Here is a 23,429-nt window from a genome sequence, read left to right as displayed (position 1 = left end):
TCCGGCAATCCCTGCACGCCTCTCCCACGTATCCCACAGTGTCCGGCCACCACGGCCGGCGGTCAGGAACTGGAGGAGAGCAATAGGACGACGGACCACCGCGCTACTCACCGCCGGCATCCTCGGCGTGGGCCTGCTGACGGCATGTGACCCCGGGGGGTCTTCCGGCGAGGGAATGGAGGACCCTGCTCCGGCGGACGACGGCGCCGTTGATGCCACCGCGGAGGACGACGAGGCCGCCGAGCGTGACAACGGTGCCGGCGGCGAGGACGGCGATGGCGATGCTGCCGGCGAGACGCTCACGACCACCGAAACGGACCTGGGCACCTTCCTGGTGGACGGGGCGGGCATGACGCTGTACCTGTTCACCGCCGACTCGCCCGGCGTGAGCGCCTGTATGGACGAGTGCCTGGAGAACTGGCCGATCCTCGAAGGTGAACCGAGCGCCGGCGACGGCGTCGATGAAGCCCTGCTCGGCAGCATCGAGCGCGATGACGGCACCGTGCAGGCGACCTACGCCGACTGGCCGCTGTACTACTTCGTCCAGGACTCCTCCCCCGGGGATGTGACCGGGCAGGGGGTCCAGGACGTCTGGTACGTGGTGGCCCCGGACGGGCAGATGATCACCGCGGAGGATGAGGACAGCAGACCGGGCTACTGATCCGAGGCAAGCCACCTGAGCCATGCACCACGGCCTGCTGATCCCGGCCGAGCCGCACCCGTGGCACGTCGCGGCGAGCGCTATCGCCGGCGAGTCACCGCTCGAGGGCTGGTCGGGCGCCGCTGGGACTGCAGGTGCGCACCGCAACCGACGTCGTAGGCCTCCCGCAGCCAGGCGATGAATGTGTCATCCAGGTCGGCCGCCTCGCTCAACCGGTACTGATGCACGTTCAGGTTCCGCTGATAGGGCGCAACGCTGCTGATCCTCCGGTCATCGGTGCCCAACGACCGGGTCAGGTCGAAGTAGCCCCGGACACCTGTACTGGTGGGGCGGGCACTGGCGAAGCCCCGGCGGGAACCCTTGAAGGTGACCGTGGTCTTGGACACCGACTGGGTGACGTCACCGAAACCATTGATCACCTCCTGCACCCGCCGGTACAGCGTGACGAATTCCTCGGGTTTGCCGTGCAGGTGGTCTTCTTCGGTCCAGGTGCGCTCGCTCATCACTCGAGCGTACTGACCCGCCCGTGCCGAGGATGTCTACTGTCAACTCGCATCCGGCTTCTCCGGGACGGTCATCGGGCCCCAGGCCTCGGGCGAGGTGCCAGCGCAGGCGCACTGCCGCCTGGTCGTGGCAGGCTGGAGGGGTGAGCACTTACCCCACCCTGGAAGATTTCGACTTTCCCGTCGCTCTGGCGGTCTCCGATTCGCGGGAGGTGCTGGCGTTCACCGGCGCCATCGAGGAGGTCTTCGACTGGAAGTCGGTGACCAAGCCGCTGGCCGCCTGGGCCACGCTGGTGGCGATCGACCAGGGCCACCTGGCACTTGATGACCCGGCCGGCCCCGACGGCTCGACTGTGCGGCACCTGCTCGCCCACGCCTCCGGGCTCCCGTTTGAAGAAGGTCCGACGCAGAGCCCGGAGAGGCGCCGGGTGTACTCCAACATGGGCTTCGACGTCCTCGCCGAGCACGTCGGCTCCGCCGTGGGCAGCAACTTCGATGACTGGATGCGCGCCAGTGTGCTCGAACCGCTGGAGATGGACAGGGTCGAACTCTCCGGTTCAGCGGCATTCGGTGCCTCCGGAACGATCACCGATCTGCTCGCCCTGGCGCTGGAACTGCTGGTGCCCACGCTGGTCACCGCCGAACTGGCCGAGCAGGCCCGCACCGTCCAGTTCCCCGGGTTGGACGGGGTGCTCCCGGGCTTCGGCCGCCAGCAGCACAACGACTGGGGTCTGGGCATGGAGATCCGGGACCACAAGTCCCCGCACTGGACCGCCGAGGACGCCTCCCCCGACACTTTCGGACACTTCGGCCAGTCGGGCAGTTTCGTGTGGGTGGACCCCGGCGCCGACCTGACCGCGGTCTTCCTGGGCGAGCGCTCCTTCCGCCAGGACACCCACGCCAAACTCTGGCCCCGGCTCAACGCCGAGATTCTCGCGTCCCACCGCGGCTGAGGCCGTGCCGGCCGCCTCTCAGGTCGCGGGGGATGGCGTTGTGGCCTTTGATGGAGGCACCTTGAGGAATAGGAGTGCGCCATGGACACGTGGATCTGGATCGTCATCGGAGTCGTTGTACTGGCCATCATCGTGGTCGCGGTGCTGGCAATCACCCGGAAGAAGAGTGCTCGCGACCAAGAGCAGCGAGCGGTACAGGAGCGGGCCAACCGCGAGCAAGCGGCCGCCCTGCGCGCAGACGCCGAACAACGCGACCTCGAAGCGCGCGAACGCGAGGCCCAGGCCACCAAGACCGAGGCGCAGGCCCAGCAGGCCCGTGTGGAGGCCGACCGGCTCGAGCGTGACGCACAAACCCAGGCCCAGGGCGCCGATCGGGTCCGATCCGATGTCGACCGCGAACTGGCCGATGCCGACCACCTCGACCCCGACCGGGACGCTGAGGGCACCCGATCCGGCTCCGAACACCACGCCGGGGCCGGGGAGCCCGACTCCGGCCGGCATGCCGGGCGCACGCGGCCCGACTCGGACCGACCCGACACCGGCGACGACCGGACTGCCCGGGGTCACTGAGACCGAGCACGCCCGGCGGGCGGCCGGGACCGCACGAGACTGGGATCTGCGGCGGACCAGTTAGCGAGCCGGGACCCGGATCCCGCCCGATCGCCGACGCCGATCGGAACTGGTGCCGGCGCGAACCCGGTCGCATGGAGCCCGAGAGCACCTGAGCCACCACGGTCCGACCGGTGCCACCGGGCCGCACTGCCTCCGGGGTAGGCCACACTGGGAGCGATGACCCTCACACCCCCGGCCGATCCGGCCGATCCAGGAACCGTCGACGACGACGCCGTCGTGGAGACGTTCACCGACTGGGCCACCACCCGCGGCCTGAGCCTGTACGACCACCAGGAGGAGGCGCTGCTGGAGCTGGTCACCGGTTCCCACGTCATCCTGTCCACCCCCACCGGCTCGGGGAAGTCACTGGTGGCGGTGGCCGCCCACTTCACCGCACTGGTCCACGGCCAACGCTCCTACTACACCGCCCCGCTGAAGGCCCTGGTCAGCGAGAAGTTCTTCGACCTGATCGAGATCTTCGGGGCCGAGCGGGTCGGGATGATGACCGGGGACTCGGCCATCAATACCGACGCTCCGATCATCTGCTGCACCGCCGAGGTGCTGGCCAACCAGGTGCTGCGCGAGGGTGAACTGCATGACGCCGGTGTGGTGATCATGGACGAGTTCCATTTCTACGCCGACCCCCAGCGCGGCTGGGCCTGGCAGCTCCCGCTGCTGGAACTACCCGAGGCCCAGTTCCTGCTGATGAGCGCCACCCTGGGCGAGGTGTCCTTCTTCGCCGAGGACATGCAGCGCCGCACCGGCAAGCCCACCGCGATCATCGCGAACGCCGAGCGCCCGGTTCCGCTCACCTTCGAGTACTCCCTGGAACCCCTGCATGAGTTGATGCTCAAACTCGTCCAGACCGACCGCGCCCCGGTCTACGTGGTCCACTTCACCCAGGCCGCTGCCCTGGCCCAGGCCCAGGCGCTGACCTCGGTGAACCTGACCGACAAGGCCCGGCAGAACCGGATCGCGGAGGCAACCGGCGACTTCTCCTTCGCCAAGGGCTTCGGTGCCACGCTCTCCCGGCTGCTGCGCAAGGGCATCGGGGTGCACCATGCCGGGATGCTGCCCCGCTACCGCCGGCTCGTGGAGCGGCTCACCCAAGCCGGACTGCTCGCCGTCATCTGCGGCACCGACACCCTGGGGGTCGGCATCAACGTCCCGATCCGCACCGTGGTGCTGACCGGGCTCACCAAGTTCGACGGCGTGCGCTCCCGGCACCTGAGCGCCCGGGAGTTCCACCAGATCTCCGGGCGGGCCGGGCGGGCCGGCTACGACGATGAGGGCCTCGTGATCGTCCAGGCCCCCGAGCACGTGATCGAGAACGCCAAGGCCCTGGCCAAGGCAGGCGACGATGAGAAGAAGCGGCGCAAGATCGTCCGCAAGAAGGCGCCCAGCGGGGTGGTCAACTGGACGGACAAGACCTTCGAACGGTTGCGCGACGCCCAGCCCGAGGCCCTGACGAGCCAGTTCCGGGTCTCCCACGCCACCGTGCTGAGCGTGCTTGCCCGGTACGGGGACCCGGTGGCGGCGATGGCGAAGCTGCTCACCGACAACCACGACGAGCCCGTGGATCGCAATCCTCATCTGCGCCGGGTGGTCCACATCTACCGGTCCCTGCGCGCAGCCGGGATCCTGGAACGCCTGCCGGTACCGGACGCCCAGGGCCGGCGGGTGCGTCTGGTGCGTGAGGTGCCCCTCGATTTCGCGCTCAATGCCCCGCTGTCCCCCTTCGCCCTGGCTGCTCTGGAACTGCTCGACCCCGAAGTCCAGACCTATGCCCTGGATGTGGTCTCGGTGATCGAGGCAACCATGGAAGACCCGCGCCCGGTGGTGCTCGCCCAGCAGCGTGCGGCTCGCGATGAGGCGATCGCGGCGATGAAGGCCGAGGGTTGGGAGTACACCGAGCGGATGGAGGCGATGGAGGAGATCACCCATCCGATGCCGCTGGCCGAGCTGCTCGGTGCCGCGCTGGCCGAGTACCGCACCGCCCACCCGTGGGTGGATGAGTACCCGCTGCGGCCCAAGTCGGTGGTGCGGCACATGGTCGAACACGCCATGACGTTCTCGGAACTGATCTCCCGCTACTCCATCGCCCGCAGTGAGGGGGTGGTGCTGCGGTACCTCACCGACGTCTACCAAGCGCTGCGCCAGGTGGTCCCGGCCGAGCGGCACACGCCCGAACTCACCGAGATCATCGACTGGCTCGGGGCAGCGGTGCGGGGGGTGGACTCCTCCCTGCTGGCCGAGTGGGAGGCGCTGCACGCTGAAAGCGCTGCGATCAGGACCACTTCACTGGCCCGCGCCCGCTCGGACGCGCAGGAGCAGCCGACGACGACGGAGGCCCGGCTCGGCGGTGAGGGCGCCTCGGTCACGGCGAACCGGCACGCTTTCGCCACCAAGGTGCGCACCGCGATGTTCCGTCGGGTGGAGCTGCTGGCACGGGAGGACTACACCGGGCTGGCCGCGCTGAGCGCCCGGGAGGGCCAGAGCGAGTGGGATGAGGACCGCTGGCGCACCGAGATCGCCGGCTACTGGGCCGAGTACCACGATATCGGCATCGGTCCGGACGCCCGGAACGCGGCGATGTGCCGCCTCACCACCGAGGGGCGCACCTGGCAGGTGACCCAGATCCTGGACGATGCCGACGGCGACCGGGACTGGCGGATGTTCGCCGCGGTCGACCTGGACGCCAGCGATGAGCGCGACAGCCCGGTGATCCGCATGCTCGGCGTCGGAACTGCGCATTGGGCGCAATACAGTAGTGCCCATGAGTGAGAAGGAGCCGGGTGGTACCCGGATCCCTCCGGGGAGAACCAACAGCGGTTCTGGGATGGCGATGGCTGGACGGAGTACTACCAGCCGTTGCTGCCCAAACCGGAGGCCGCTCACGACTCCCGGACCCCGACCGAGGACTACCCCTACCTGGCCCAGGCCGGCGGAACGATGACCACTCCGCACATCCCGCCGCCGCAGGGGTGGGCGACGAGCTCGAACACCTGGTCCGCCCCGCAGCCCACCACCAGTTGGGGTACCCCGGCCGACCCCCAGGACTACGCCGGCGGCGACTACCGTCCCCCGGATCCGGCCTGGGACGCCGGGGCCGGTACCCAGGTCTACCGCTCCGGCACCCAGGGTGGCGGCGGTGGCCGCGGCGGGCTGATCGCCGTGGTGGTGGCCTCTGTGGTGGTGTTGGTGTTGTTGGTGGTCGGTGGTGTCCTGGCCTTCCGTGGCAACGGCGGCGGGGGGGCCGGTGACGACGGCCCGACCGAGGAGGGCGTGGTCGAGGTGGGCGGGACCTCCTCGGGCAGCGTGCCTCGCGATGGCGAGTGGGTCGGTGCGCTGGCGATCGCCGACGCCGGGGCCTACCTGGTGGACGCCCGCAGCACCGGCGGTGACGACCTGCAGATGGCGGTGCGAGACGGCGGCGGCGCCACCCTGGCCTATAACGACGATCGGGGCAACCTGTTCCAGTTGGGCGGTGACCGGCTCGACCCGATCGCGCCGGTGTACCTGGAGCCGGGTGAGTACGAAGTCGTGCTGAGTGAGTACCGGGGCAGGGCCACCGACGTCACCGTGGACCTGGTGGCCATCACCGAGCGGTTCACCGTTGGTGATGTCGTACAGGCCGACATCGAGGCCGATGGTGCCTTCCTGGCCGTGCTCGAACTGGATGAGGAAACCGAACTCACGGTGGACGTGCAGGCCGTGGGTGCGGGCGACCCGACGCTGACCGTGCGCAGCCTGGACCGCGACGCGATGTGGACGGACGACGATCGCGGCAGTAGGGCCGATGACGAGGGTGGCAGCACCTACGATCCGCTCCTCACCGAGGACCTGCAGGCAGGACGGTACGCGGTGATGGTGGCCGAGTACGGCGGCGACCCATTGACCGTGCAGATCGAGCTCTCGTCCTCCTGAGCCGGTGCCGATGTCCTCGAACGAGCCGGCGGCCGGTGCTGTGGAGCGAGAGCCGATCCCGCCGGGGTGGTACCCCGATCCCCTTGATGCGGCCGGGCAGCGGTACTTCGACGGGTCGTCCTGGACGATGCACGTTGCCCCCAGGCCCGCGGTGCAGGTGCCGGTCCAGCGGCGCAGGTACGCCCATTGGGTGCTGACCGGTGGGGCGGTCGTGCTCGCGGTGGTGATCGGTCTGGTGGCGTTGAACCGGGCCATGGATCGGCCCGAGCCGGTGGACTTCCCGACGATCGGCGTCGGCGGCGCCCAGGAGGATGATCCGACCGAGGCCGGCCAACCCGAGGTGGTTCCCGGTGAACAGTTCACGGCCGGGGACGCGGTCGCCGGGTCCATCGCCGAGGGCCAGGAGTGGCACGGCACCCTCACCGTCGCCGAGGAGGCCCTGATCCTGCTCGATGCCCGCCCGGTCGACGACGGCGACCTGACCATGTCCGCTCACACCGCCGACGGCGAACGGGTGGTGGGCAACGACGACCGCGGCGAACTGGCGCGCATCGGCGGATCCGACCTGGACCCGGTACTGGTGCTCAGCGCCGATCCCGGTTCCTACCAGGTGGTGGTGGGATCCTGGCTGGCCGAATCGGCGTCCGACTTCGAGTTGGTCGCCACGATCCCCGAACCGGTCGAGGTGGAGGGTGAGATCGAGGAGTCGTGGGATCTCGGAGCCGGGGCGATGATCATGCGGACGCTGGTGGTGTCCGAGCCGGGACCGTACCTGATCGAGGTGATGGCCGAGGGCGGAGCGCACGGGTTCCTCATCGACACCGTCTCCGGTGAGGTCACCACCTGGCGTTCCGGAGCCGAACACATCCAGGAGGAACGTGACCTGGCCACCGGTCGTCACCTGCTCATCATCTCCCGCGACGGCCTGGACGCCGGAGACCTGGCACTAGCCATCGGTCCCGCCTGAGGCCAGTAGGCCGGCCAGCGGCCCGGAGATTCAGCCGGCGGATGGCGGTGCACCTGGTCCCGCTCATCTCGGGGAGGGCACCCGTGCGGCCCCCACGCCAGTAGGCTGATCTCCATGAGTCATCACGTGCCTGCCGGCTGGTACCCCGACCACCACGACGCCTCGCTGCTGCGCTACTGGGACGGTGCCCAGTGGACCCAGCACACCCATCCGGCCGCCGGGGATGCGCAGCAGGACCAGGCCGGCCAGCAGGCTCAGGACAGTCAGCGCACCGGGCAGGACCAGCAGGCCGGCTATGGCCAGGATGCTGACGGCCAGTCGGCCGTCGGTGGCCTCGCCGGGACCGAGGGCGCCCACGGGTCCGAGAGCGCCGGGGCCACCGAGAGCGGCGAAAGGATCGAGAACGCCGAGAGCACCGAGAGCGGGGAAGGGATCGAGGGTCCCGGTGGGCCTACGAGCGCCGAGGGCACCGACGAGGCTGAGGACGCCGAGGGCACCAAGGTGATCCCGCCTGGAGCGGACGAAGCGCAGACACAGCAGTTCGACTCCCCGACCGAACAGTTCCCAGCGGGCCATGGTCAGGGCTCCGCACCCGACTACGGTCACGCCGCCACCTCCGGTTATGACCAGCCCGACCAGCCGACCCCGCAGCCCTACGACCAGGGCGCAGCCGCCGGATATGGGGCCGCCGGCTACGGCCAGGGCTCCGCCCCCAGTTACAGCCAGCAGCCCACGCCCGGCTACGGGGAGTCGCAAGGCGGCTACGGCCAGGGCTCCGTCCCCAGTTACAGCCAGCAGCCCACGCCCGGCTACGGGGAGTCGCAAGGCGGCTACGGCCAGGGCTCCGTCCCCAGTTACAGCCAGCAGTCCACACCCGGTTACGCCGCCGGCGGCTACGGCGCCGCCGGCTATGGCCACTCGACACCGGGATACGGGCAGCCGGGCGACGGTTCGGCCCCGCCGCCGGGAGGCGGCTCGCCCGGCCCGGGTGACCAGCCGAAGAGCAAGACCGGCATCCTGATCGCCGTCATCGCCGTCGTCGTGGTGCTCCTGGCTGGACTGATCTTCCTCGGTGTTCGGCTATTCGGCAGCGACGGCGCCGATCCCGAACCCACGACTGTCCCCACCGGGGAGCCCACCGACGAACCCACCGAGGAACCCACCGAGGAACCCACCGACGAACCCACCGAGGAACCCACGGACGAACCCACCGAGGAGCCCGACGGCGGTGGCGCCGACGTCGACGGGGGCCAGTTCGAGATCGGCGACGTCGTCGCGGGCTCCATCGAGGTGGGCGAGACCTGGTCCGGGATGATGACGGTCGAGACCGAGGGGGTCTTCGTGATCGACGCGATCCGCGGTGAGCAGGACCCGGACCTGACGTTGCGAGTGCTCGACTCCTCCGGCAACCAGATCGCCTACAACGACGACCGCGGCGGGTCGCTGACCAGCATCATCGGCGGCCACAACTTCGACCCCTACCTAGCCCTGGGCCTGGAAGCAGGTGACTACACCGTCGAGGTGGGCACGTGGAGCGACGCGGACGGCGGTCAGTTCGAGTTGTTCGCCGGCGAGATCGCCCCTCTCGAACCGGGACAGGAGATGACGGCCGATCTCGATGCGCACTCCTACGTCGCACGGGCCCTGGTAGTGGAGGAGGCCGGGGAGTACACGGTCAACGCGACCGCCGAGGAGTGGGAGGCCGCGATCGCCCTCTTCACCGCTGATGGCACCAGTTACACCCTGGAGGACCCGCAGGAGTCCGAGGCATCGCTGACCGCGAACCTGGAACCGGGTAATTATGCCTTCGTCATCGCCGACCCGGGCGGGGAGCCGGACACCTTCACGTTCGAGGTCCAGGGTCCCTGACCTCCGGGGTGCGAGCCGGCGATGGAGGGACACAGCGGCGACTGGTTCAGCGCAGCGGACCTGACGCAGCGCAGGTGGGCGGGGGTGACGCTCGAGGAAGTCACCCTCGAGGAGTGTGACCTGTCCCGGGTCCGGGCCACGGCCGGCACCTGGCGGCACGCCCTGGTCGACGGGGGCACCCTGCGCGGGTCGGACCTGGCCGCCCTGCACACCACCGACTGCTCGCTACTGCGGGTGAGCATGGACGGGGCCAGGCTCACCGGATCGTCGTGGCTACGCGCACGCTGGCGGGACCTGGAGGTCAACGACGTCCAGGCGGACGGGCTCAGCGCGGTGCAGGCATCCTTCGCCGACGTGCGGCTGCGCAATGTGAGTCTGCGGGAGGCCGACTTCACCTCCGCCACCTGGCAGCGGGTGCACCTGATCGACTGCGACCTCACCGCCGCCCGCTTCGCCGGAATGCGAGCCGCTCACGTCAGTTTCAGCGGCTGTACCCTGACCGGTATCAGTGGTATCGAGGCCCTCCGCGGCACCACCCTCGCCAGCACCGACGCCGTCAGTGCCCTGGGGGCCATGGCCGCCCATCTGGGGATCCGGATCACGGAAGGAGAACAGTGACACTGCAGGACAACCTCTCGGCCATCCGAACCCGGGTCGACCGGGCCGCCCGGGACGCCGGCCGCAACCCTGCCGAGGTGCAGATCCTGCTCGCCGTCAAGACCCAACCGGCCGAGTCGATCCGAGCGGCCATCGCCGCTGGTTACACCCTGCTCGGGCACAACCGGGTCCAGGAGATCCGGGCGACCGCGGAGGAACTGGGCGACCTTGATCACCAGATGCACATGATCGGCCACCTGCAGTCCAACAAGGTCTCCCAGGCGCTGCGGCACGTCACGTGCGTCCAGTCCGTGGCCAGCACGCGCCTGGCCGACCGTCTGGACCGCGCCGCGCAGGCTCGCGGGCAGGCCCTGGAGGTGTTCGTGCAGGTGAACACCTCCGGTGAGGACTCCAAGGGCGGAGTCGGCCCGCAGGAGGCCCCCGCGTTGTGCACCCACGTGGGAGCCCTGGAGCACCTGCGTCTGCGCGGGCTGATGACCATCGGGGCGAACTCCCCCGACCCCGAGGTAGTCCGCGCCTCCTACACCGACCTCGCGAAGGTGCGGGACGCCGTCGTCGGCTCCGGTGCCCCCGGCACCGACCGGGCAACCGAACTGTCCATGGGTATGAGCAGCGACCTCGAGATCGCGATTGCCGCAGGAGCCACCATGGTGCGCATCGGCACCGGCGCGTTCGGAGAGCGACCCGCTTGACCCGCGTCTGCGCCCTCAGGACCGCCGCGACATCAGTCCCAGCGTCAGCGCCGTGGCTCCCACACCCCAGGCCGCCACCAGCAGTACCTGCGCGGGCTCGACCGTGAAGACGTGCGGCGCCAGGTTCGCACGGATCAGATCGGCCATCGACTCCATCGGTAGGACCCGGTGGACGGCGGCGATCCACCCGGGCAACACCTCAGAGGAGAAGGTGAGCGGGCTGAACAGCAGGATCACGAACACGAGCACCTGGGTGAGCAACTGGGCGATTCGTGCCGGTAGCGCGGTGGCGATCGCGTACCCGATCATCGCCGCGATAGCGGCCACCACCACCGCCACCAGCGGAGACCAGAGCGTCGGAGCCAGATCCAGGTCGTACCGCAGGGCCGCGACGAACACGGCCAGGGCGATTCCGGGCAGGGCCACCACGGTCCAGACGGCGATGTCGGCGAACAGGAACGCCGAGCGCGGGGCCGGCAGGGAGCGGAACCAGTCGTAGGAGCCCTCCAGTTTCATCGACCCCACCACCTGGGGCACGAGCACCAGGCCGGTGACCAGCAGCAGGATCGTCGGGGCGCCGGTGGACAGCATCATCGCCACCTGGGGGTCCTGCACCGGGGCTAGGAAGCCGAACCCGATCACGATGCCGGTGGCCATCATCACCTGCACCACCACGTTCAGCGGTAGCAGCACCTTCGAGGCCGCGGCGTTCCAGCGCACCAGCATCGACCACGACCGGATCCACTCGGTCACCACGTTGGTCCCGGTGTCCTGACCGGCCCCCGGGATCAGGTCCATGGCCGGGACGCCGCTCTCGGTCGGAGTCGTCGCGCTCATGCTGCCTCCTGCGGCTCAGTGGTTGCGGGGGTCCTCCGGGTCAGTTGCACGTAGGCGTCCTCCAGCGTCGCCGGCTGCATCGCGAAGGTCTCGATGCGCCCGTCCACCTGGGCCGCGCGGGCCCACCCGATCGCGGCCTCGGCAGCGGCGGCGTCGATGGTGGCGCTCAGCCGGCCGTCGCGGGTTTCGGTGACCTCGGCCTGCGTCGGGGCCGGCGGGGTGGTGCCCGGGGCACTGCGCAGTTCCAGTCGCAGCCGGCCGCGCAGGTCCGCGGTGAGCTGCGTTGGTGTTCCGCCTGCCACGACCGTGCCCTGGTCCATGATCACCAGGTGGTCCACGGCCCGTTCGGCCTCGTTCACGTTGTGCGTCACCAGCAGTACCGCCGCGCCGGCATCGGCCTCCCGGCGGATCTCGGTCCACAGCAGGCGGCGGCGCACCGGGTCGACGTCATTGGTCGGCTCATCGAGGACCACCAGGCCGGTCGGCACCGCGGTCGCGATGCAGAATGCCACCAGCCGCTTGGCGCCGCCGGAGAGCTTGTCCGTGGGGCGGTCCATCCACTCGGTCAGGTCGAGTCGCTCGAACCGTTCCCTCGCCCGGGCACGGACCAGGTCACGGTTCGCACCACGGATGCGCCCGACCAGTTCCACCGCGAGCGCCGGGGTCAGGCCACTGATCGGCACGTTCGCCTGTGCCTGGATGGCGCACCTCCGCCGGGCCTGCCGCGGATTGGCCACCGCGTCGATGTCACCGATGTGGACGGTGCCGGCATCGGGCTTGGTGATCCCCACCACCTGGTTCACCAGGGTGGTCTTGCCCGCGCCGTTGTGTCCGAGCAGACCCACGACCTGCCCTGCGGCCACATCGAGGTCCACCTGGTTGTTGGCGACAACCTTCCGGAAGCGTTTGGACACTCCCCGCACAGCCAGCATCGCGCCACCCATTCCACATACTCATCAGTACTCACATACCTCTCGGTATCTCGATGAGACTAGTCAGATACCAAGAGGTATGTCAACGCGATATCATCGGTCCATGACGAGTTCCCGGGTCGACCGCGCCATCCCGTCCGATGGCATCGAGCCAGGGACCGCCGATCGCGCGGAGCCCGGGTCCGGGCCGCCGGCTCCGAAATCCCGCGCACAGCGCCGGGCCGAAACGCGCGAGCAACTACTCGACGCCGCCCTGGTGGTCTTCACCGAGCGCGGGTTCCACGGCGCCACCCTCGATGAGATCGCCCGGCACGCCGGCTACACCAAGGGGGCGGTGTATGCGAACTTCGCCGATAAGGAGGACCTGTTCCTCGCCGTCGTCGACCGCCGCATCGACCACGGCGTACAGAGCCTGAGCGAGGTGGAGGCACTGACGCACGCCGGTGAGATCACCGTCGACGAGGTTCCGGAGGTCATCGAGCAGCAGTTCCAGATCCGCTGGGCCCTACTGGCTCTCGAAGCGGTCATGTACGCGGTGCGGGAGCGGCCCGAATTGCTGGCCGAGTTCGCCAAGCGGTACCGACACATCGACGCCCACACCACCCGCTTCCTACGGATGAAGGCGGCCGATCCGCCCGAGGCGATCGAGGCACTGGCGATCGGACAGAACGCCCTGGGTGAGGGGCTCATGATCCGCCACATGATCGAACCCGAGCGGATCACGCACGAGGTGATCGATCGGGTCTACACCGCCGTGTTCGACCCGGCGCACCGCCAGGCGTGGCGGGAGGACCCAGCCGCGCCGGATCCGGAGCGTGCCCACCGGGGAGAAGCCGACGACGACGCACCGCGGTAGGCGCGTCGGCACACCCTGGGTACGGGTGCGGCCGGGATGCCCGCGACCTCGTTCCGGCGCACCGGGCCGGTCCGCGTTCACGGGACCCGGTGCAGCCACTCCTCGGTGGCGAACTTGGCCTTGACGAGTTCCTCCACCCGCGCGAACTCGGCCGGCCGGACCTCACTCTCGCTGGTGGTGTACCGGGAGCGGAAGTAGTCCAGCAGCGACGTCACCACGTCCTCGCGCGCCATCTGACTCTGCGAGCGCAACGGATCCACCCGCTTGTTCGCGCTGGTGGTGCCCTTGTCGGAGAGTTTCTCCCGGCCGATCCGCAGCACGTCGGTCATCGCGTCTGCGTCCATGTCGTAGGACATCATCACGTGGTGCAGGACCGCTCCCCCGGCCAGCCGCTTCTGGGCCGCCCCGCCGATCTTTCCGGCCGGTGAGGTGATGTCGTTCAACGGTACGTACGTGGCACTCACCCCGATGCTCTCCAGCGCACCGAGCACCCAGTCGTCCAGGAATGCGTAGGACTGCTCGAAACTCATTCCGTCCACCAGCGTGGCAGGCACGTACAGGGAGTAGGTGATGGAGGTGCCGGGTTCGACGAACATCGCTCCGCCTCCGGAGATCCGCCGCACCGGCTTCACCCCGCGGCGCTCGGCGGCAGCGAGGTCCACCTCATTGCGGACCGACTGGAACGACCCCAGGACCACGGCCGATTCGGCCCACTCCCACAGCCGTAGCATCGGCCCACGCCGTCCGGCGCCGAGTTCCTCCACGAGCACCTGGTCCAGCGCCAGGTTCTGGTACGCTGGCAACGGGCCGGCCTGGATGAGTTCGAAGGAGTGGTCCGACCAGGTGGTGGAGGCCCCCAGCGCGCGACGCACCGCGATGCCCACCGAGCGCGCGTCGAATCCGATCAGTGCCGCGTCGGTGGTGGCGGCCTCGATGCGCTCGGCGAGTTCCCGGCCGCTGGTCTCGGCCGGGAGGCCGCGCAGCGCCTCATCGATCCGGTCCAGGGCGTCATCGGGCTCGAGGAAGAAGTCCCCGCTGATGTTCACCCGGGCCAGCACCCCGTCCTCGACCTCGACCTCGGCGACCACCAGTTTGCCACCGGGAACCTTGTACTCGCCTCGTCTCACGCCACCACCCTAGCCAGTCACGAGCATCGCCGAGGGCGCGCTCAGCGCGGCGTCACCTCATGCTTGACCAGACCGAAGACGAAGCCGTCCACCAGCGCCTCCCAGGAGGCCTCCAGGATGTTCGGGCCGACGCCCACGGTGGACCAGGACCGCTGCCCGTCGGTCATCTCGATCAGCACGCGGGTGATCGCGTCGGTGCCGTGGGAGGAGTCCAGCAACCGCACCTTGTAGTCGATCAACTCGAAGCCCTCGATGACCGGGTACACCCCGGACAGCGCCAAGCGGAGGGCGTGGTCCAGTGCGTTGACCGGGCCGTTGCCCTCCCCGGTGGACACCCGGCGCTGGTCACCGGCGTGCAACTTCACCGTGGCCTCGGAGTTGATCTCCCCGGCGTGCGAGGTGTGCTCCACGATCGCCCGCCAGGACTCCACCCGGAAGAACGAACGACGACGGCCCTCCAGTTCTTCCAGCAGCAGCAGTTCGAAGGAGGCGTCCGCGGCGTCATAGGTGTACCCGTTGGCCTCGGCGTCCTTGACCCGCGTGGTGACCCGCCCGAGCAACTCCGACTTCCCGGCCAGGTCGAACCCCAGCTCCCGGCCTTTGAGCTCGATGCTGGCCCGCCCGGCCATATCCGAGACCAGCATGCGCATGTCGTTGCCCACCTCGCGTGGGTCGATGTGCTGGTACAGGTCCGGGTCCACCCGGATCGCCGAGGCGTGCAGGCCCGCCTTGTGCGCGAACGCGCTGGCACCGATGTAGGGCTGGCGGGCGAACGGGGCGATGTTGGTGATCTCGCTGATCTGGTGTGCCACCGAGGTCAGTTCGGCCAATCCGGCGTCCGGGAGCAGTTCCTGCCCACGCTTGAGTTGCAGGTTCGCCACCACGGTGAGCAGGTCGGCGTTACCGGTGCGTTCCCCGTATCCGTTCACGGTGCCCTGAACGTGCCGGGCACCGGCCTCGATGGCCGCCAGGGAGTTCGCCACCGCACACCCGGAGTCGTTGTGGGCGTGGATACCCAGTTTGCCGTTCGACCGGGCTCGCACGGCCGAGACGATCTCGAATACGTCATCGGGCAGCATCCCGCCGTTGGTGTCGCACAACGCCACCACGTCCGCACCGGCCTCCTGCGCCGCCGTCACCACGGCCAGGGCGTAGCCGGAGTCGAACCGGTAGCCGTCGAAGAAGTGCTCGGCGTCCACGATCACCCGCCGCCCGGCGTCGATCAGGTAGCGCACGGTGTCGGCGATCATGTTGAGGTTCTCCTGCCCGTCGGTGCGCAGGGCCCGCTCGACGTGGCGGATGTCGCTCTTGGCCACCAGGGTGATGACCGGCGCCTCGGAGTCCACCAGGGCGCGCACCTGGGGGTCGAGATGCGCACTGCCCAGGGGTTTGCGAGTGGAGCCGAACGCGGCGAGTTCGGCGTGGGTGAACTCCATCTCCTTGTGGGCCCGGGCGAAGAACTCGGTGTCCTTGGGGATGGCGCCGGGCCAGCCGCCCTCGATGTAGGTCACGCCCAATCCGTCCAGCAGCGGGGCGATGGCGATCTTGTCCGCCACCGACAGGTTCATCCCCTCCTGCTGGGCACCATCGCGCAGTGTGGTGTCGTAGACGTCGACCTGGTCGGCCTCCTTCGCCCCGCTGGCGGCGCCCGCCGTCTCGGTGTTGAGGCTGGTGCTCATATTCCTGACTCTCTCCTGGGTGCCACCGCTCGGCGGCCGAATCTTCCTTCGGGCCGGTGCGGGATGAGTGATCCCGATGGTGCTGCCCGGAGTGTGCGACTTCGCTGCCGGCGGGAAGGGGTGGTCCCGCCAACAAAAAAACCTCCCGTGGTGCGGGAGGTTAGCGCGTGTGCCTGCAGGCACACGCGCTAGTCAATAATGAGCGCGACGGGGGTGGTGTAACGCATGGTGTCCATCATGCCACATCAGGGCCGGGACGCGGGTACCTCGCGCTCGTAGACCACATCCAGGCGCCGGCCCAGCACCGTGCCCACCCCGAAGTGGGTGGCCACGTGCTGGACCCGCTGCCAGGCCTCGGCGACCATCTGCTCCGCCAATTCCGGCTCGTCGGCGTCGAACCAGCCACCGGCCCTCAGGCTGGAGCGGATCGCCTCGCGCACCTCCGCCTCGCTCAGCGGCACCTCGGCCACGATCGCCGTCGTCGTCATCCGGTGGGAGTTCAGGCCGCTGAACGCGATCCCGCACCCGCACGAGCCGGGGTCGATCCGGCAGCAGTCGCAGTACTCTCCGATCATCAGCAGTTCTCCGGCCACGCAGTAGTCCACGTCGGTGGCAACGTCCCCGTTCGTGCGACGGGTGGCAATCAGTACTCGCATCATTCTCGCCTCCTGCCCGCACGGTAGGGGCAGGCACTGACATCGCGGCCCGGGAGGGCGTGCCCAGGCACCCGTCCCGTCGCGGCCGGCTGCCCACGGACCGGCGGCTACGCACCGGCGAGGGTGAGTGCCATCCGCGTCCGCTTCACGCGCTTCCAGGACGTCCAGGACGTCCCGGACGACCTCGCGCACCGCCGAGGCGGTCCAGTCCCCCGCACCGGTCCACTCATCGGGCTCGAGGGCGAATGGGCCCGGGCCGGGGCGGCCGGCCCAGGTGCGGTAACGACGGGGCACCCGCCGCGCCGGGCTCGGCCGGAGCTGACTCGACCGGGGCTGACTCGACCGGGGCTGACTCGACTGGGGCTGACTCGACTGGGCCGGCCCCACGGCCGGAGTGCTCGAAGGAGCCACGGGGATCTGGTACCCCAACCGGGACAGGTCGCTCACCGCGTCGTGCAGCACCAGGAAGGTGGGCGGGCGAAACCCACGCGAGCGCCGGGCCAGCACCGCTTCTTCCCAGTGCGGGTGCATGGTCAGGGTCACCGCCCAGCGCGCGTTGCTGCATGGCGCCCAGCGCGAACGTGGCCATGTGTCGTCCGGGCTGGTCGGGTGGGCGGTGCGACAACAGGGCGAGTTTCCACTGCAGCCGCTCGCGGTCGGAGAGATTGGTCAGTAAGGAGATGGCTCGTCGCCACCTTTCGCATCGCCGGCACAAACCCACCGGCTCCGACTTGCCGCCACCGATTGGCAGCGGCCGGTTCTTACCCCGGAGCACCCCGCTCAGGAGAGGGGGTTGCTGTTCGGCCAGCCGGGTACTTCACGCCGCAACTCGGGAACCTGGTACGGACGGTAGCAACCCCGGCAGACATCCGGCCTCGCACAGATGCCCCGACCGGCCTGCCGTGGTGGACTGGCACCATGTCCGTCACGATCGATCGGCACACCCGGCTCACGCCCGAGGAGGCATGGGCCGCGCTGACCGACTTCGCAGGCCACGGCGCCGTCATGCCCTTCACCTACGTGTTGTGCGAGCCGGGTGCGCCGAACTCCCCCCGTGCGGGTTGGCGTTTCATCGCCCGCACCCGCTTGGGGCCGTACCTGCTGGAGGACCCGATGCGGATCACCCACTGGGAGCCTCCGAGGGCCGGCCGCGGCGGCGAGTTCCACGTGCGCAAGGTGGGTCGCGTCCTCGCCGGCTACTCGGTGGTGCAGGTGCGCCCCACCGCCACCGGCGCCGCAACCGCCACCACCACCGCAACCGCCACTGGCACCACCACCGGCACCGGCACCGGCACCGGCACCGGCACCACGATCACCTGGCGACAGCACCTTCGGCTCCGTGTACCCCTGCCACCACCGGGCCCCAGGATCTCCGATGCGATCACCCGGTGGTTGTACGGGCGCGCGATCGACACCCTGCTCGCCGCCCATCAAGGACGCTGAGCCGGCACCATCGCCACGACTGCTCTCTCGGGTCAGACCACGGTATGACCTCGCGCTGCACCGCCCGGCTGACGTTGCTCCAGGATGAGGGGTCTGCCGGCTGATGTGCCGCCGCTCCGTTCCCGGGCACGCTGGCACCATGACCTTCGCACGCACCCTCAGCGCCCACGCCCTGACCAAGACCTACGGCACCGCGCCGCACACCACCACCGCCCTGCGCGGGGTGGACCTGAGCATCGCTCCCGGGGAGTCGGTGGCGATCATGGGACCCTCCGGATCCGGCAAGACCACCCTGTTGCACTGCCTGGCCGGCGTGCTGGTGGCCTCGGCCGGCCAGGTGCAGTGGGCAGGGACGGATCTGGGCGCGATGTCCGACGCCGAGCGCACCGTGCTGCGACGACGCGACTTCGGGTTCGTGTTCCAGTCCGGGCAACTGCTGCCGGAATTGCCCGCGGAGGAGAACGTCGCACTGCCGCTGTTACTGGCCGGTCACCCCCGGGCTGTCTCGGTCGGGCGCGCCCGGCAGTGGCTGGCCTATCTCGGCCTGGCCGGGATGGAACACCGCAGGCCCGGGGAACTCTCCGGCGGTCAGGCCCAGCGGGTGGCGATCGCTCGTGCGCTCATCGCCGCCCCGGGTGTCATCTTCGCCGATGAACCCACCGGGGCCCTGGACCAGGAGACCGGGCATGAGGTGTTGTCGGTGCTGACCAACGCCACCCGGGAGACCGGCTCGGCGCTGGTGGTGGTCACGCACGACACGGGGGTGGCCGCGTGGTGCTCACGCACCGTGCACATGCGCGATGGGTCGATCGTGCCCGGGCCGGGCGAGCCGCAGCCTGGTCATCCCCCGCCCGGCGCGCCCCCCGGTACCACGGCCACGCCACCCTGGCCGCCGGCAGCGCAGGCGGGCCCGTCCCGGCACCATCCCGCTGCGAGCGGCCCGTGGAGCGGTCCAGGGGTGCGCTCGTGACCGCTCCGGGCAACCAGGCCGTCACCATGAACTCGCAGGGCACGGCCATGTCCGCTGGGCCGCAGCCGGCCGCATCCGCCGGCTCGTTGCGCTCGGCCCTACGGCTGTGGCGCCTGCTGCGCGTCCGCGACGCCGGCCGATCGGATCCACAGCGTCTCACCGGGGTGCTCGCGGTGGTGGCCTTCGCGGTGACCACCGCCGTGCTGCTCCTGGTGCTGGGTGGCTTCGGCGCGTTCCAACAGCGGGCCGAGGCCGGCGGTCCCTACTCCGATGAGGGCTTCTACGTGGTCCTGGCCGGGACCGCCTCGGTACTGCTGCTGGTCCCGCTGATCACCCTCGGCGGGGCCGCGGCCCGGCTCTCCATGGCCCGCCGCGACGAACGCCTCGCGGCCCTGCGCCTGGCCGGTGCGACCACATCCCAGGTCTCGGTCATGACCGTCCTGGATGCCACCGTGCAGGCTTTGGCCGGAGCGTTCATCGGAACGGCCGGGGTGTTCGCACTGATCCCCCTGGTCCTGCCGGTGACCTTCCAGAACCGACCCTTCACCTACGCCGAACTGGTCCCGGAGTGGTGGGTGTTCGCGCTGACCGTCACCGGTGTAGCGCTGGTGTCCATGCTCTCGGCCGGTGCGAGCCTGAGGAAGGTCGCGATCACCCCGCTGGGTGTGGCCGCACGGCACACACCGAATCCGCTGCACTGGTCCCGCGTGGTGCCGCTCGTGCTGTTCGCCGCCTGCTTCGCCGTTCTGGTGCACTACGGGTTGGCCGGGATCGTGGTGCTCGTGGCGGTCCTGGCCGGTGGGTTCGCCCTGCTCAACCTGCTCGGACCGTGGGTGATGAGCCTGGTCGGTCGTCTCAGTGCCCGCCGGGCCCGGTCGGTAAGTACGTTGATCGCCGCCCGCCGGATCATCGATGACCCCAAGGGGGGCCTGGCGCAGTGTCGGCGGGGTGGCACTGTGCACCTTCATCGCCGGGCTGACCGCAGCGGCCGCGATGTTCGACTCCGTCGGCTCGGATGACCCGATCGTGGCGGACCTGTCCACCGGCGGTCTGCTCACCCTGACGATCGCCGGTCTGCTCGCGGCGGTGTCCACCGGGGTGATGCAGGCCGGAGGGATCATCGACCAGCGCACCCAGTACCGTGCGCTGCACCTGGCCGGCACCGATCTGACGGTGATGCATGCGGCCCGGCTCCGCCAGACGGCCATCCCGCTGCGGCGGCCGTGCTCATCGCCACCGCGGCAGCACTGGTGTTCATGCTGCCGGCCCTGGGGTTCGGCCTGCTCAGTTCGGTGCCCCTGCTGATCCAGTTCCTGCTCAGTGTGGTGGCCGTCTGCCTCCTGGTGCTGGCGGGCAACCTGGCCAGCGCCCGGGTGGTGCGCACCGTGCTGGCCTGAACTCCGGCCTCAGGGGGCCTCGGCCCGGCGCAACGCCACCCGGATGACCTCATCGTGATCGGCGAGCAGCGCCTGGTCGGCAGTCATCCCGCCGGCCTCCAGATAGGCATCGACCAGACGATTGCCTGCCGAGTAGCCGGCTCCGGTGGGAAGCCCAACCGGCTGTCCGCCGTAGCGGAGCGCGTGGGCGTCACCGAGTACCCAGGCGGTGAAGTTCTCCATGCCCGTGACGTCCAGACCGGTGCAGACCTTGGCGAACACCTCGTCGTCGTCCAGTGCCCCCAGACCGATACGGGTGTATCCGAGATTTCCGTACAACTGCCGGGCGAAGGCATCGGCCAAGCCTTCGGAGACGATGTGCTCGCCCACCGTGACGGTGGCCGGATCCCAGACCCGGTTGGCGAAGCGCAGGTTGTGGTGCAGTTCGTGCACCGCGATGGCCTCGATCTGCTCCAGGTTCTCCGCCGTCGGCCAGATGTTGATCCACAGGTAGCCGGTCACACTGCCGTTGGCGACCATGGCAAGGCTGTCGTTCATGAAGTGCTCGTCATCGGGATTGCCCAGGACGACCAGGACGATGATCTCCTCCGGGACGGTGATGTCGGGCGTGGCCCGCAACTGCACCGCGAGCGCATGCTGCAGCGCGGACTCCACCCGTCCCCATACGTTCGCCTCGGCCATCGCATCCAGCGCGGGCAGGTAGCGCGCGTCCTCGACATCGAGCCGGAACCCACTGCCCATGTGGTGCATCTCGATCACCTCGGCCTCGCCCGGGAAGTAGCGGTACATCCCCGCGGCTTGCTCCAGGAACGCACGCGCGATCTCCGCTCGCTGCGGCAGCGGAGCGGTCAGGATCTCGCGGAACGCGGTCCGGCCATCAAGCACGGTGAAAACCATGGTCGAGAGCGTAGGAACGGCGGCACCCGGGATCAAGACGTTTTCCGGCGCCTCGATACAGTAGGCCGGGTGGAGATCGCGGTTGCGGTGCAGGGGCCGACGGCGATGGTGCAGTCGGTGCAGCACCGCAGCGATTCCGGCCACGGCAGGGCCGAACCGGAACGACTGGACCTCGCCGAACTGCCGGCGCGGGTGGCCGCGCTGGAGTCCGAGCACACCCATACCCCGCCCCGGTGGATCTGGGCCGACACCCGTGCGGCCGCCGCCGTCATGCTCCCCGCCGGTGTGCGGGTGCGGCGCTGCCTGGACCTGCGGTTGTGCCACGCGATACTGCGCCGCACCCCAGCGGGTCGACAGTGGCCCGACTCCCCCTGGGACACACCGGTGGAAGTCCTGGCGGCCTCGGTCACCGACCAGGGTGAGAGGCTCTTCGATGATCACTTCGGCGCCACCGGCGCCGACGAGTTCTCCCTGGCGCAGGTACACGCTGAACGCGCGCGGCAGGACCAGGCCATCCGCGCTCACCCGGCCCCGGGCAAGCTGCGGCTGCTGATGGCGGCTGAATCGGTCGGTGCCCTGATTGCGACCGAGATGCAGGCCGACGGGGTGCCGTGGGACCGGGCCGTGCACGAGGAACTGCTCACCGCCGCACTCGGCCCCCCCCCGCCCGGGACCGGGACTGCGCCCGGCGAAGTTGGAGGACCTGGCCGTTCGGATCCGCACCCACCTGGACACCCCGGCACTGAACCCGGACTCGCCCGCCGATGTGCTGCGAGCCTTGCGCGCCCAGGGCCTGGACGTGCGCACCACCCGCAAGGGGGAACTCGCCAGGATCGACCATCCGGTGATCGCACCGCTGCTGGAGTACAAGAAACTTGCCCGGCTGCTCAGTGCCAACGGCTGGGCGTGGCTCGATGCCTGGGTGAGCCCACCCGACCCACACGGCCCGGCCGGGCGCCAGGGTCGGTTCCGGCCCGAGTACGTCCCCGGCGGGGTGGTGACCGGCCGGTGGGCCGCCAGCGGCGGGGGCGCACTGCAATTGCCCAAGCAGGTCCGCGGCGCCCTGCGAGCCGATGCCGGGTGGCGCCTGGTGGTGGCCGACGCAGCCCAGATCGAACCCCGCGTGCTGGCCGCGATGGCCGGCGACCAGGCCCTGGCCCGGGCCGGTCGCGGGGGCGACCTCTACCAGGGCCTGGTCGACTCCGGGGTCGTGCCCACCCGGGATGCGGCGAAAGTGGGGATGCTCGGTGCCCTCTACGGCGGCACCACCGGGGACTCCGGCGCCCTGATGCCCCGGTTGCGCCGGGCCTACCCCCGGGCGATCGACGTGGTCGAGACCGCCGCACGGACCGGGGAGGCCGGGGGCGTGGTGCACACCTGGTTGGGACGGACCAGTCCCGCCCCGGGCCCGGAGTGGGTGGAGCAGCAGCGGCAGTCCAACCAGGCCGACGCCGACGCCGAGGCACAGCGCCGCGCCCGCAGCCGCACCCGGGAGTGGGGCCGCTTCACCCGCAACTTCGTGGTGCAGGGCACCGCCGCGGAGTGGGCGCTGTGCTGGCTCGGTGAGATCCGTCGTCGGCTGTCCGAACTCGACGGCCATACCGATGGCGAGGGTGACATCGATGGCGACGGTGCCCACCTGGTCTTCTTCTTGCACGATGAGGTCATCGTGCACGCACCGCAGGCTCAGGCCGAGGCCGCCGCCGGGGCTGTCCGGGCAGCAGCCACGGCGGCCGGCACGCTGATGTTCGGGCAGACCGCGGTGGACTTCCCGCTGAGCGTGTCCGTGGTCACCGACTACGACCAGGCGGCCTGACGAGGTGGCATAGGCCA

General features: G+C 69.9%; 21 protein-coding genes, 1 pseudogene and 1 riboswitch. Of the genes and pseudogenes, 15 read left to right on the top strand and 7 right to left on the bottom strand.

Annotation, left to right across the window (positions count from 1 at the left end):
• Nucleotides 1-175: 175 nt before the first annotated feature.
• Entirely contained in the window at nt 176-661 is a 486-nt protein-coding gene (locus ACRRRO_RS14180; protein ID WP_424796843.1) for a hypothetical protein, read from the top strand.
• An 80-nt stretch (nt 662-741) separates the two neighbouring features.
• Here the strand turns inward: ACRRRO_RS14180 and ACRRRO_RS14175 are convergent, their stop codons facing one another.
• A complete protein-coding gene (locus ACRRRO_RS14175) occupies nt 742-1,164 on the bottom strand; it encodes a DUF5655 domain-containing protein (protein WP_424796842.1) in 423 nt (140 codons plus the stop codon).
• A gap of 143 nt (nt 1,165-1,307) precedes the next feature.
• Between ACRRRO_RS14175 and ACRRRO_RS14170 the strand changes: the two genes are divergently transcribed.
• From ACRRRO_RS14170 to ACRRRO_RS14135, 8 genes and pseudogenes are all read left to right on the top strand, one after another.
• Complete coding sequence (locus ACRRRO_RS14170) at nt 1,308-2,117, top strand: serine hydrolase domain-containing protein (RefSeq protein ID WP_424787640.1); 810 nt, start codon at nt 1,308-1,310, stop codon at nt 2,115-2,117.
• 81 nt (nt 2,118-2,198) lie between these two features.
• On the top strand, nt 2,199-2,687 hold the full coding sequence (locus ACRRRO_RS14165) for a hypothetical protein (protein ID WP_424787639.1): 489 nt from the start codon (nt 2,199-2,201) through the stop codon (nt 2,685-2,687).
• Nucleotides 2,688-2,906: 219 nt separating this feature from the next.
• Nucleotides 2,907-5,513 carry a DEAD/DEAH box helicase gene (locus ACRRRO_RS14160; RefSeq protein WP_424796841.1) on the top strand — a complete coding sequence of 869 codons (2,607 nt, stop codon included), beginning with the start codon at nt 2,907-2,909 and terminating at the stop codon, nt 5,511-5,513.
• A gap of 18 nt (nt 5,514-5,531) precedes the next feature.
• Nucleotides 5,532-6,656: pseudogene (locus ACRRRO_RS14155) on the top strand (DUF2510 domain-containing protein); the annotation flags it as partial.
• A gap of 10 nt (nt 6,657-6,666) precedes the next feature.
• On the top strand, nt 6,667-7,623 hold the full coding sequence (locus ACRRRO_RS14150; protein ID WP_424796839.1) for a DUF2510 domain-containing protein: 957 nt from the start codon (nt 6,667-6,669) through the stop codon (nt 7,621-7,623).
• A 114-nt stretch (nt 7,624-7,737) separates the two neighbouring features.
• A complete protein-coding gene (locus tag ACRRRO_RS14145) occupies nt 7,738-9,492 on the top strand; it encodes a DUF2510 domain-containing protein (protein ID WP_424796838.1) in 1,755 nt (584 codons plus the stop codon).
• A 21-nt stretch (nt 9,493-9,513) separates the two neighbouring features.
• Entirely contained in the window at nt 9,514-10,110 is a 597-nt protein-coding gene (locus ACRRRO_RS14140; protein WP_424796837.1) for a pentapeptide repeat-containing protein, read from the top strand.
• Complete coding sequence (locus tag ACRRRO_RS14135; RefSeq protein WP_424796836.1) at nt 10,107-10,802, top strand: YggS family pyridoxal phosphate-dependent enzyme; 696 nt, start codon at nt 10,107-10,109, stop codon at nt 10,800-10,802. The genes ACRRRO_RS14140 and ACRRRO_RS14135 overlap by 4 nt, the downstream gene beginning before the upstream one ends.
• 15 nt (nt 10,803-10,817) lie before the next feature.
• On the opposite strand, the gene ACRRRO_RS14130 is transcribed toward ACRRRO_RS14135, so the two are convergent.
• On the bottom strand, nt 10,818-11,639 hold the full coding sequence (locus ACRRRO_RS14130) for an ABC transporter permease (protein WP_424796835.1): 822 nt from the start codon (nt 11,637-11,639) through the stop codon (nt 10,818-10,820).
• The gene (locus tag ACRRRO_RS14125; protein WP_424796834.1) at nt 11,636-12,571 is read right to left on the bottom strand and encodes an ABC transporter ATP-binding protein; all 936 of its coding nucleotides are present in this window, start codon (nt 12,569-12,571) and stop codon (nt 11,636-11,638) included. The genes ACRRRO_RS14130 and ACRRRO_RS14125 overlap by 4 nt, the downstream gene beginning before the upstream one ends.
• A 103-nt stretch (nt 12,572-12,674) precedes the next feature.
• Between ACRRRO_RS14125 and ACRRRO_RS14120 the strand changes: the two genes are divergently transcribed.
• Nucleotides 12,675-13,427: a TetR/AcrR family transcriptional regulator gene (locus tag ACRRRO_RS14120; protein ID WP_424796833.1), complete on the top strand. Its 753-nt coding sequence runs from the start codon at nt 12,675-12,677 to the stop codon at nt 13,425-13,427.
• Between the two features lie 77 nt (nt 13,428-13,504).
• On the opposite strand, the gene ACRRRO_RS14115 is transcribed toward ACRRRO_RS14120, so the two are convergent.
• The 3 genes from ACRRRO_RS14115 to ACRRRO_RS14105 form a co-directional block, all read right to left on the bottom strand.
• The gene (locus tag ACRRRO_RS14115) at nt 13,505-14,554 is read right to left on the bottom strand and encodes a lipoyl protein ligase domain-containing protein (protein ID WP_424796832.1); all 1,050 of its coding nucleotides are present in this window, start codon (nt 14,552-14,554) and stop codon (nt 13,505-13,507) included.
• 41 nt (nt 14,555-14,595) lie between these two features.
• On the bottom strand, nt 14,596-16,233 hold the full coding sequence (gene cimA, locus ACRRRO_RS14110; protein WP_424796831.1) for a citramalate synthase: 1,638 nt from the start codon (nt 16,231-16,233) through the stop codon (nt 14,596-14,598).
• 245 nt (nt 16,234-16,478) lie between these two features.
• A complete protein-coding gene (locus ACRRRO_RS14105; protein WP_424796830.1) occupies nt 16,479-16,892 on the bottom strand; it encodes a DUF7715 family protein in 414 nt (137 codons plus the stop codon).
• Nucleotides 16,893-17,611: 719 nt separating this feature from the next.
• Nucleotides 17,612-17,726: riboswitch (SAM riboswitch) on the bottom strand.
• Nucleotides 17,727-17,807: 81 nt separating this feature from the next.
• On the opposite strand from ACRRRO_RS14105, the gene ACRRRO_RS14100 reads away from it, so the two are divergent.
• The 4 genes from ACRRRO_RS14100 (at nt 17,808) to ACRRRO_RS14085 (ending at nt 20,607) form a co-directional block, all read left to right on the top strand.
• Complete coding sequence (locus ACRRRO_RS14100) at nt 17,808-18,332, top strand: hypothetical protein (RefSeq protein WP_424796829.1); 525 nt, start codon at nt 17,808-17,810, stop codon at nt 18,330-18,332.
• 139 nt (nt 18,333-18,471) lie between these two features.
• Nucleotides 18,472-19,302 carry an ABC transporter ATP-binding protein gene (locus ACRRRO_RS14095; RefSeq protein ID WP_424796828.1) on the top strand — a complete coding sequence of 277 codons (831 nt, stop codon included), beginning with the start codon at nt 18,472-18,474 and terminating at the stop codon, nt 19,300-19,302.
• Complete coding sequence (locus tag ACRRRO_RS14090) at nt 19,299-20,321, top strand: FtsX-like permease family protein (protein ID WP_424796827.1); 1,023 nt, start codon at nt 19,299-19,301, stop codon at nt 20,319-20,321. Before ACRRRO_RS14095 ends, ACRRRO_RS14090 begins: the two co-directional genes overlap by 4 nt.
• Nucleotides 20,251-20,607, top strand: a complete 357-nt coding sequence (locus tag ACRRRO_RS14085) for a hypothetical protein (protein ID WP_434080445.1) — start codon at nt 20,251-20,253, stop codon at nt 20,605-20,607. Before ACRRRO_RS14090 ends, ACRRRO_RS14085 begins: the two co-directional genes overlap by 71 nt.
• 101 nt (nt 20,608-20,708) lie before the next feature.
• Here the strand turns inward: ACRRRO_RS14085 and ACRRRO_RS14080 are convergent, their stop codons facing one another.
• Nucleotides 20,709-21,596 carry a DUF2268 domain-containing protein gene (locus tag ACRRRO_RS14080; RefSeq protein ID WP_424796825.1) on the bottom strand — a complete coding sequence of 296 codons (888 nt, stop codon included), beginning with the start codon at nt 21,594-21,596 and terminating at the stop codon, nt 20,709-20,711.
• Nucleotides 21,597-22,290: 694 nt separating this feature from the next.
• On the opposite strand from ACRRRO_RS14080, the gene ACRRRO_RS14075 reads away from it, so the two are divergent.
• Nucleotides 22,291-23,412 carry a bifunctional 3'-5' exonuclease/DNA polymerase gene (locus ACRRRO_RS14075; protein ID WP_434080444.1) on the top strand — a complete coding sequence of 374 codons (1,122 nt, stop codon included), beginning with the start codon at nt 22,291-22,293 and terminating at the stop codon, nt 23,410-23,412.
• Nucleotides 23,413-23,429: the final 17 nt, after the last annotated feature.

Source organism: Sanguibacter sp. Z1732, assembly GCF_051020515.1.
GTDB lineage: Bacteria > Actinomycetota > Actinomycetes > Actinomycetales > Beutenbergiaceae > CALKWS01.
The sequence above is the reverse complement of the archived record's forward strand: the minus strand, read 5'-3'. Positions and strand labels throughout refer to the sequence as shown.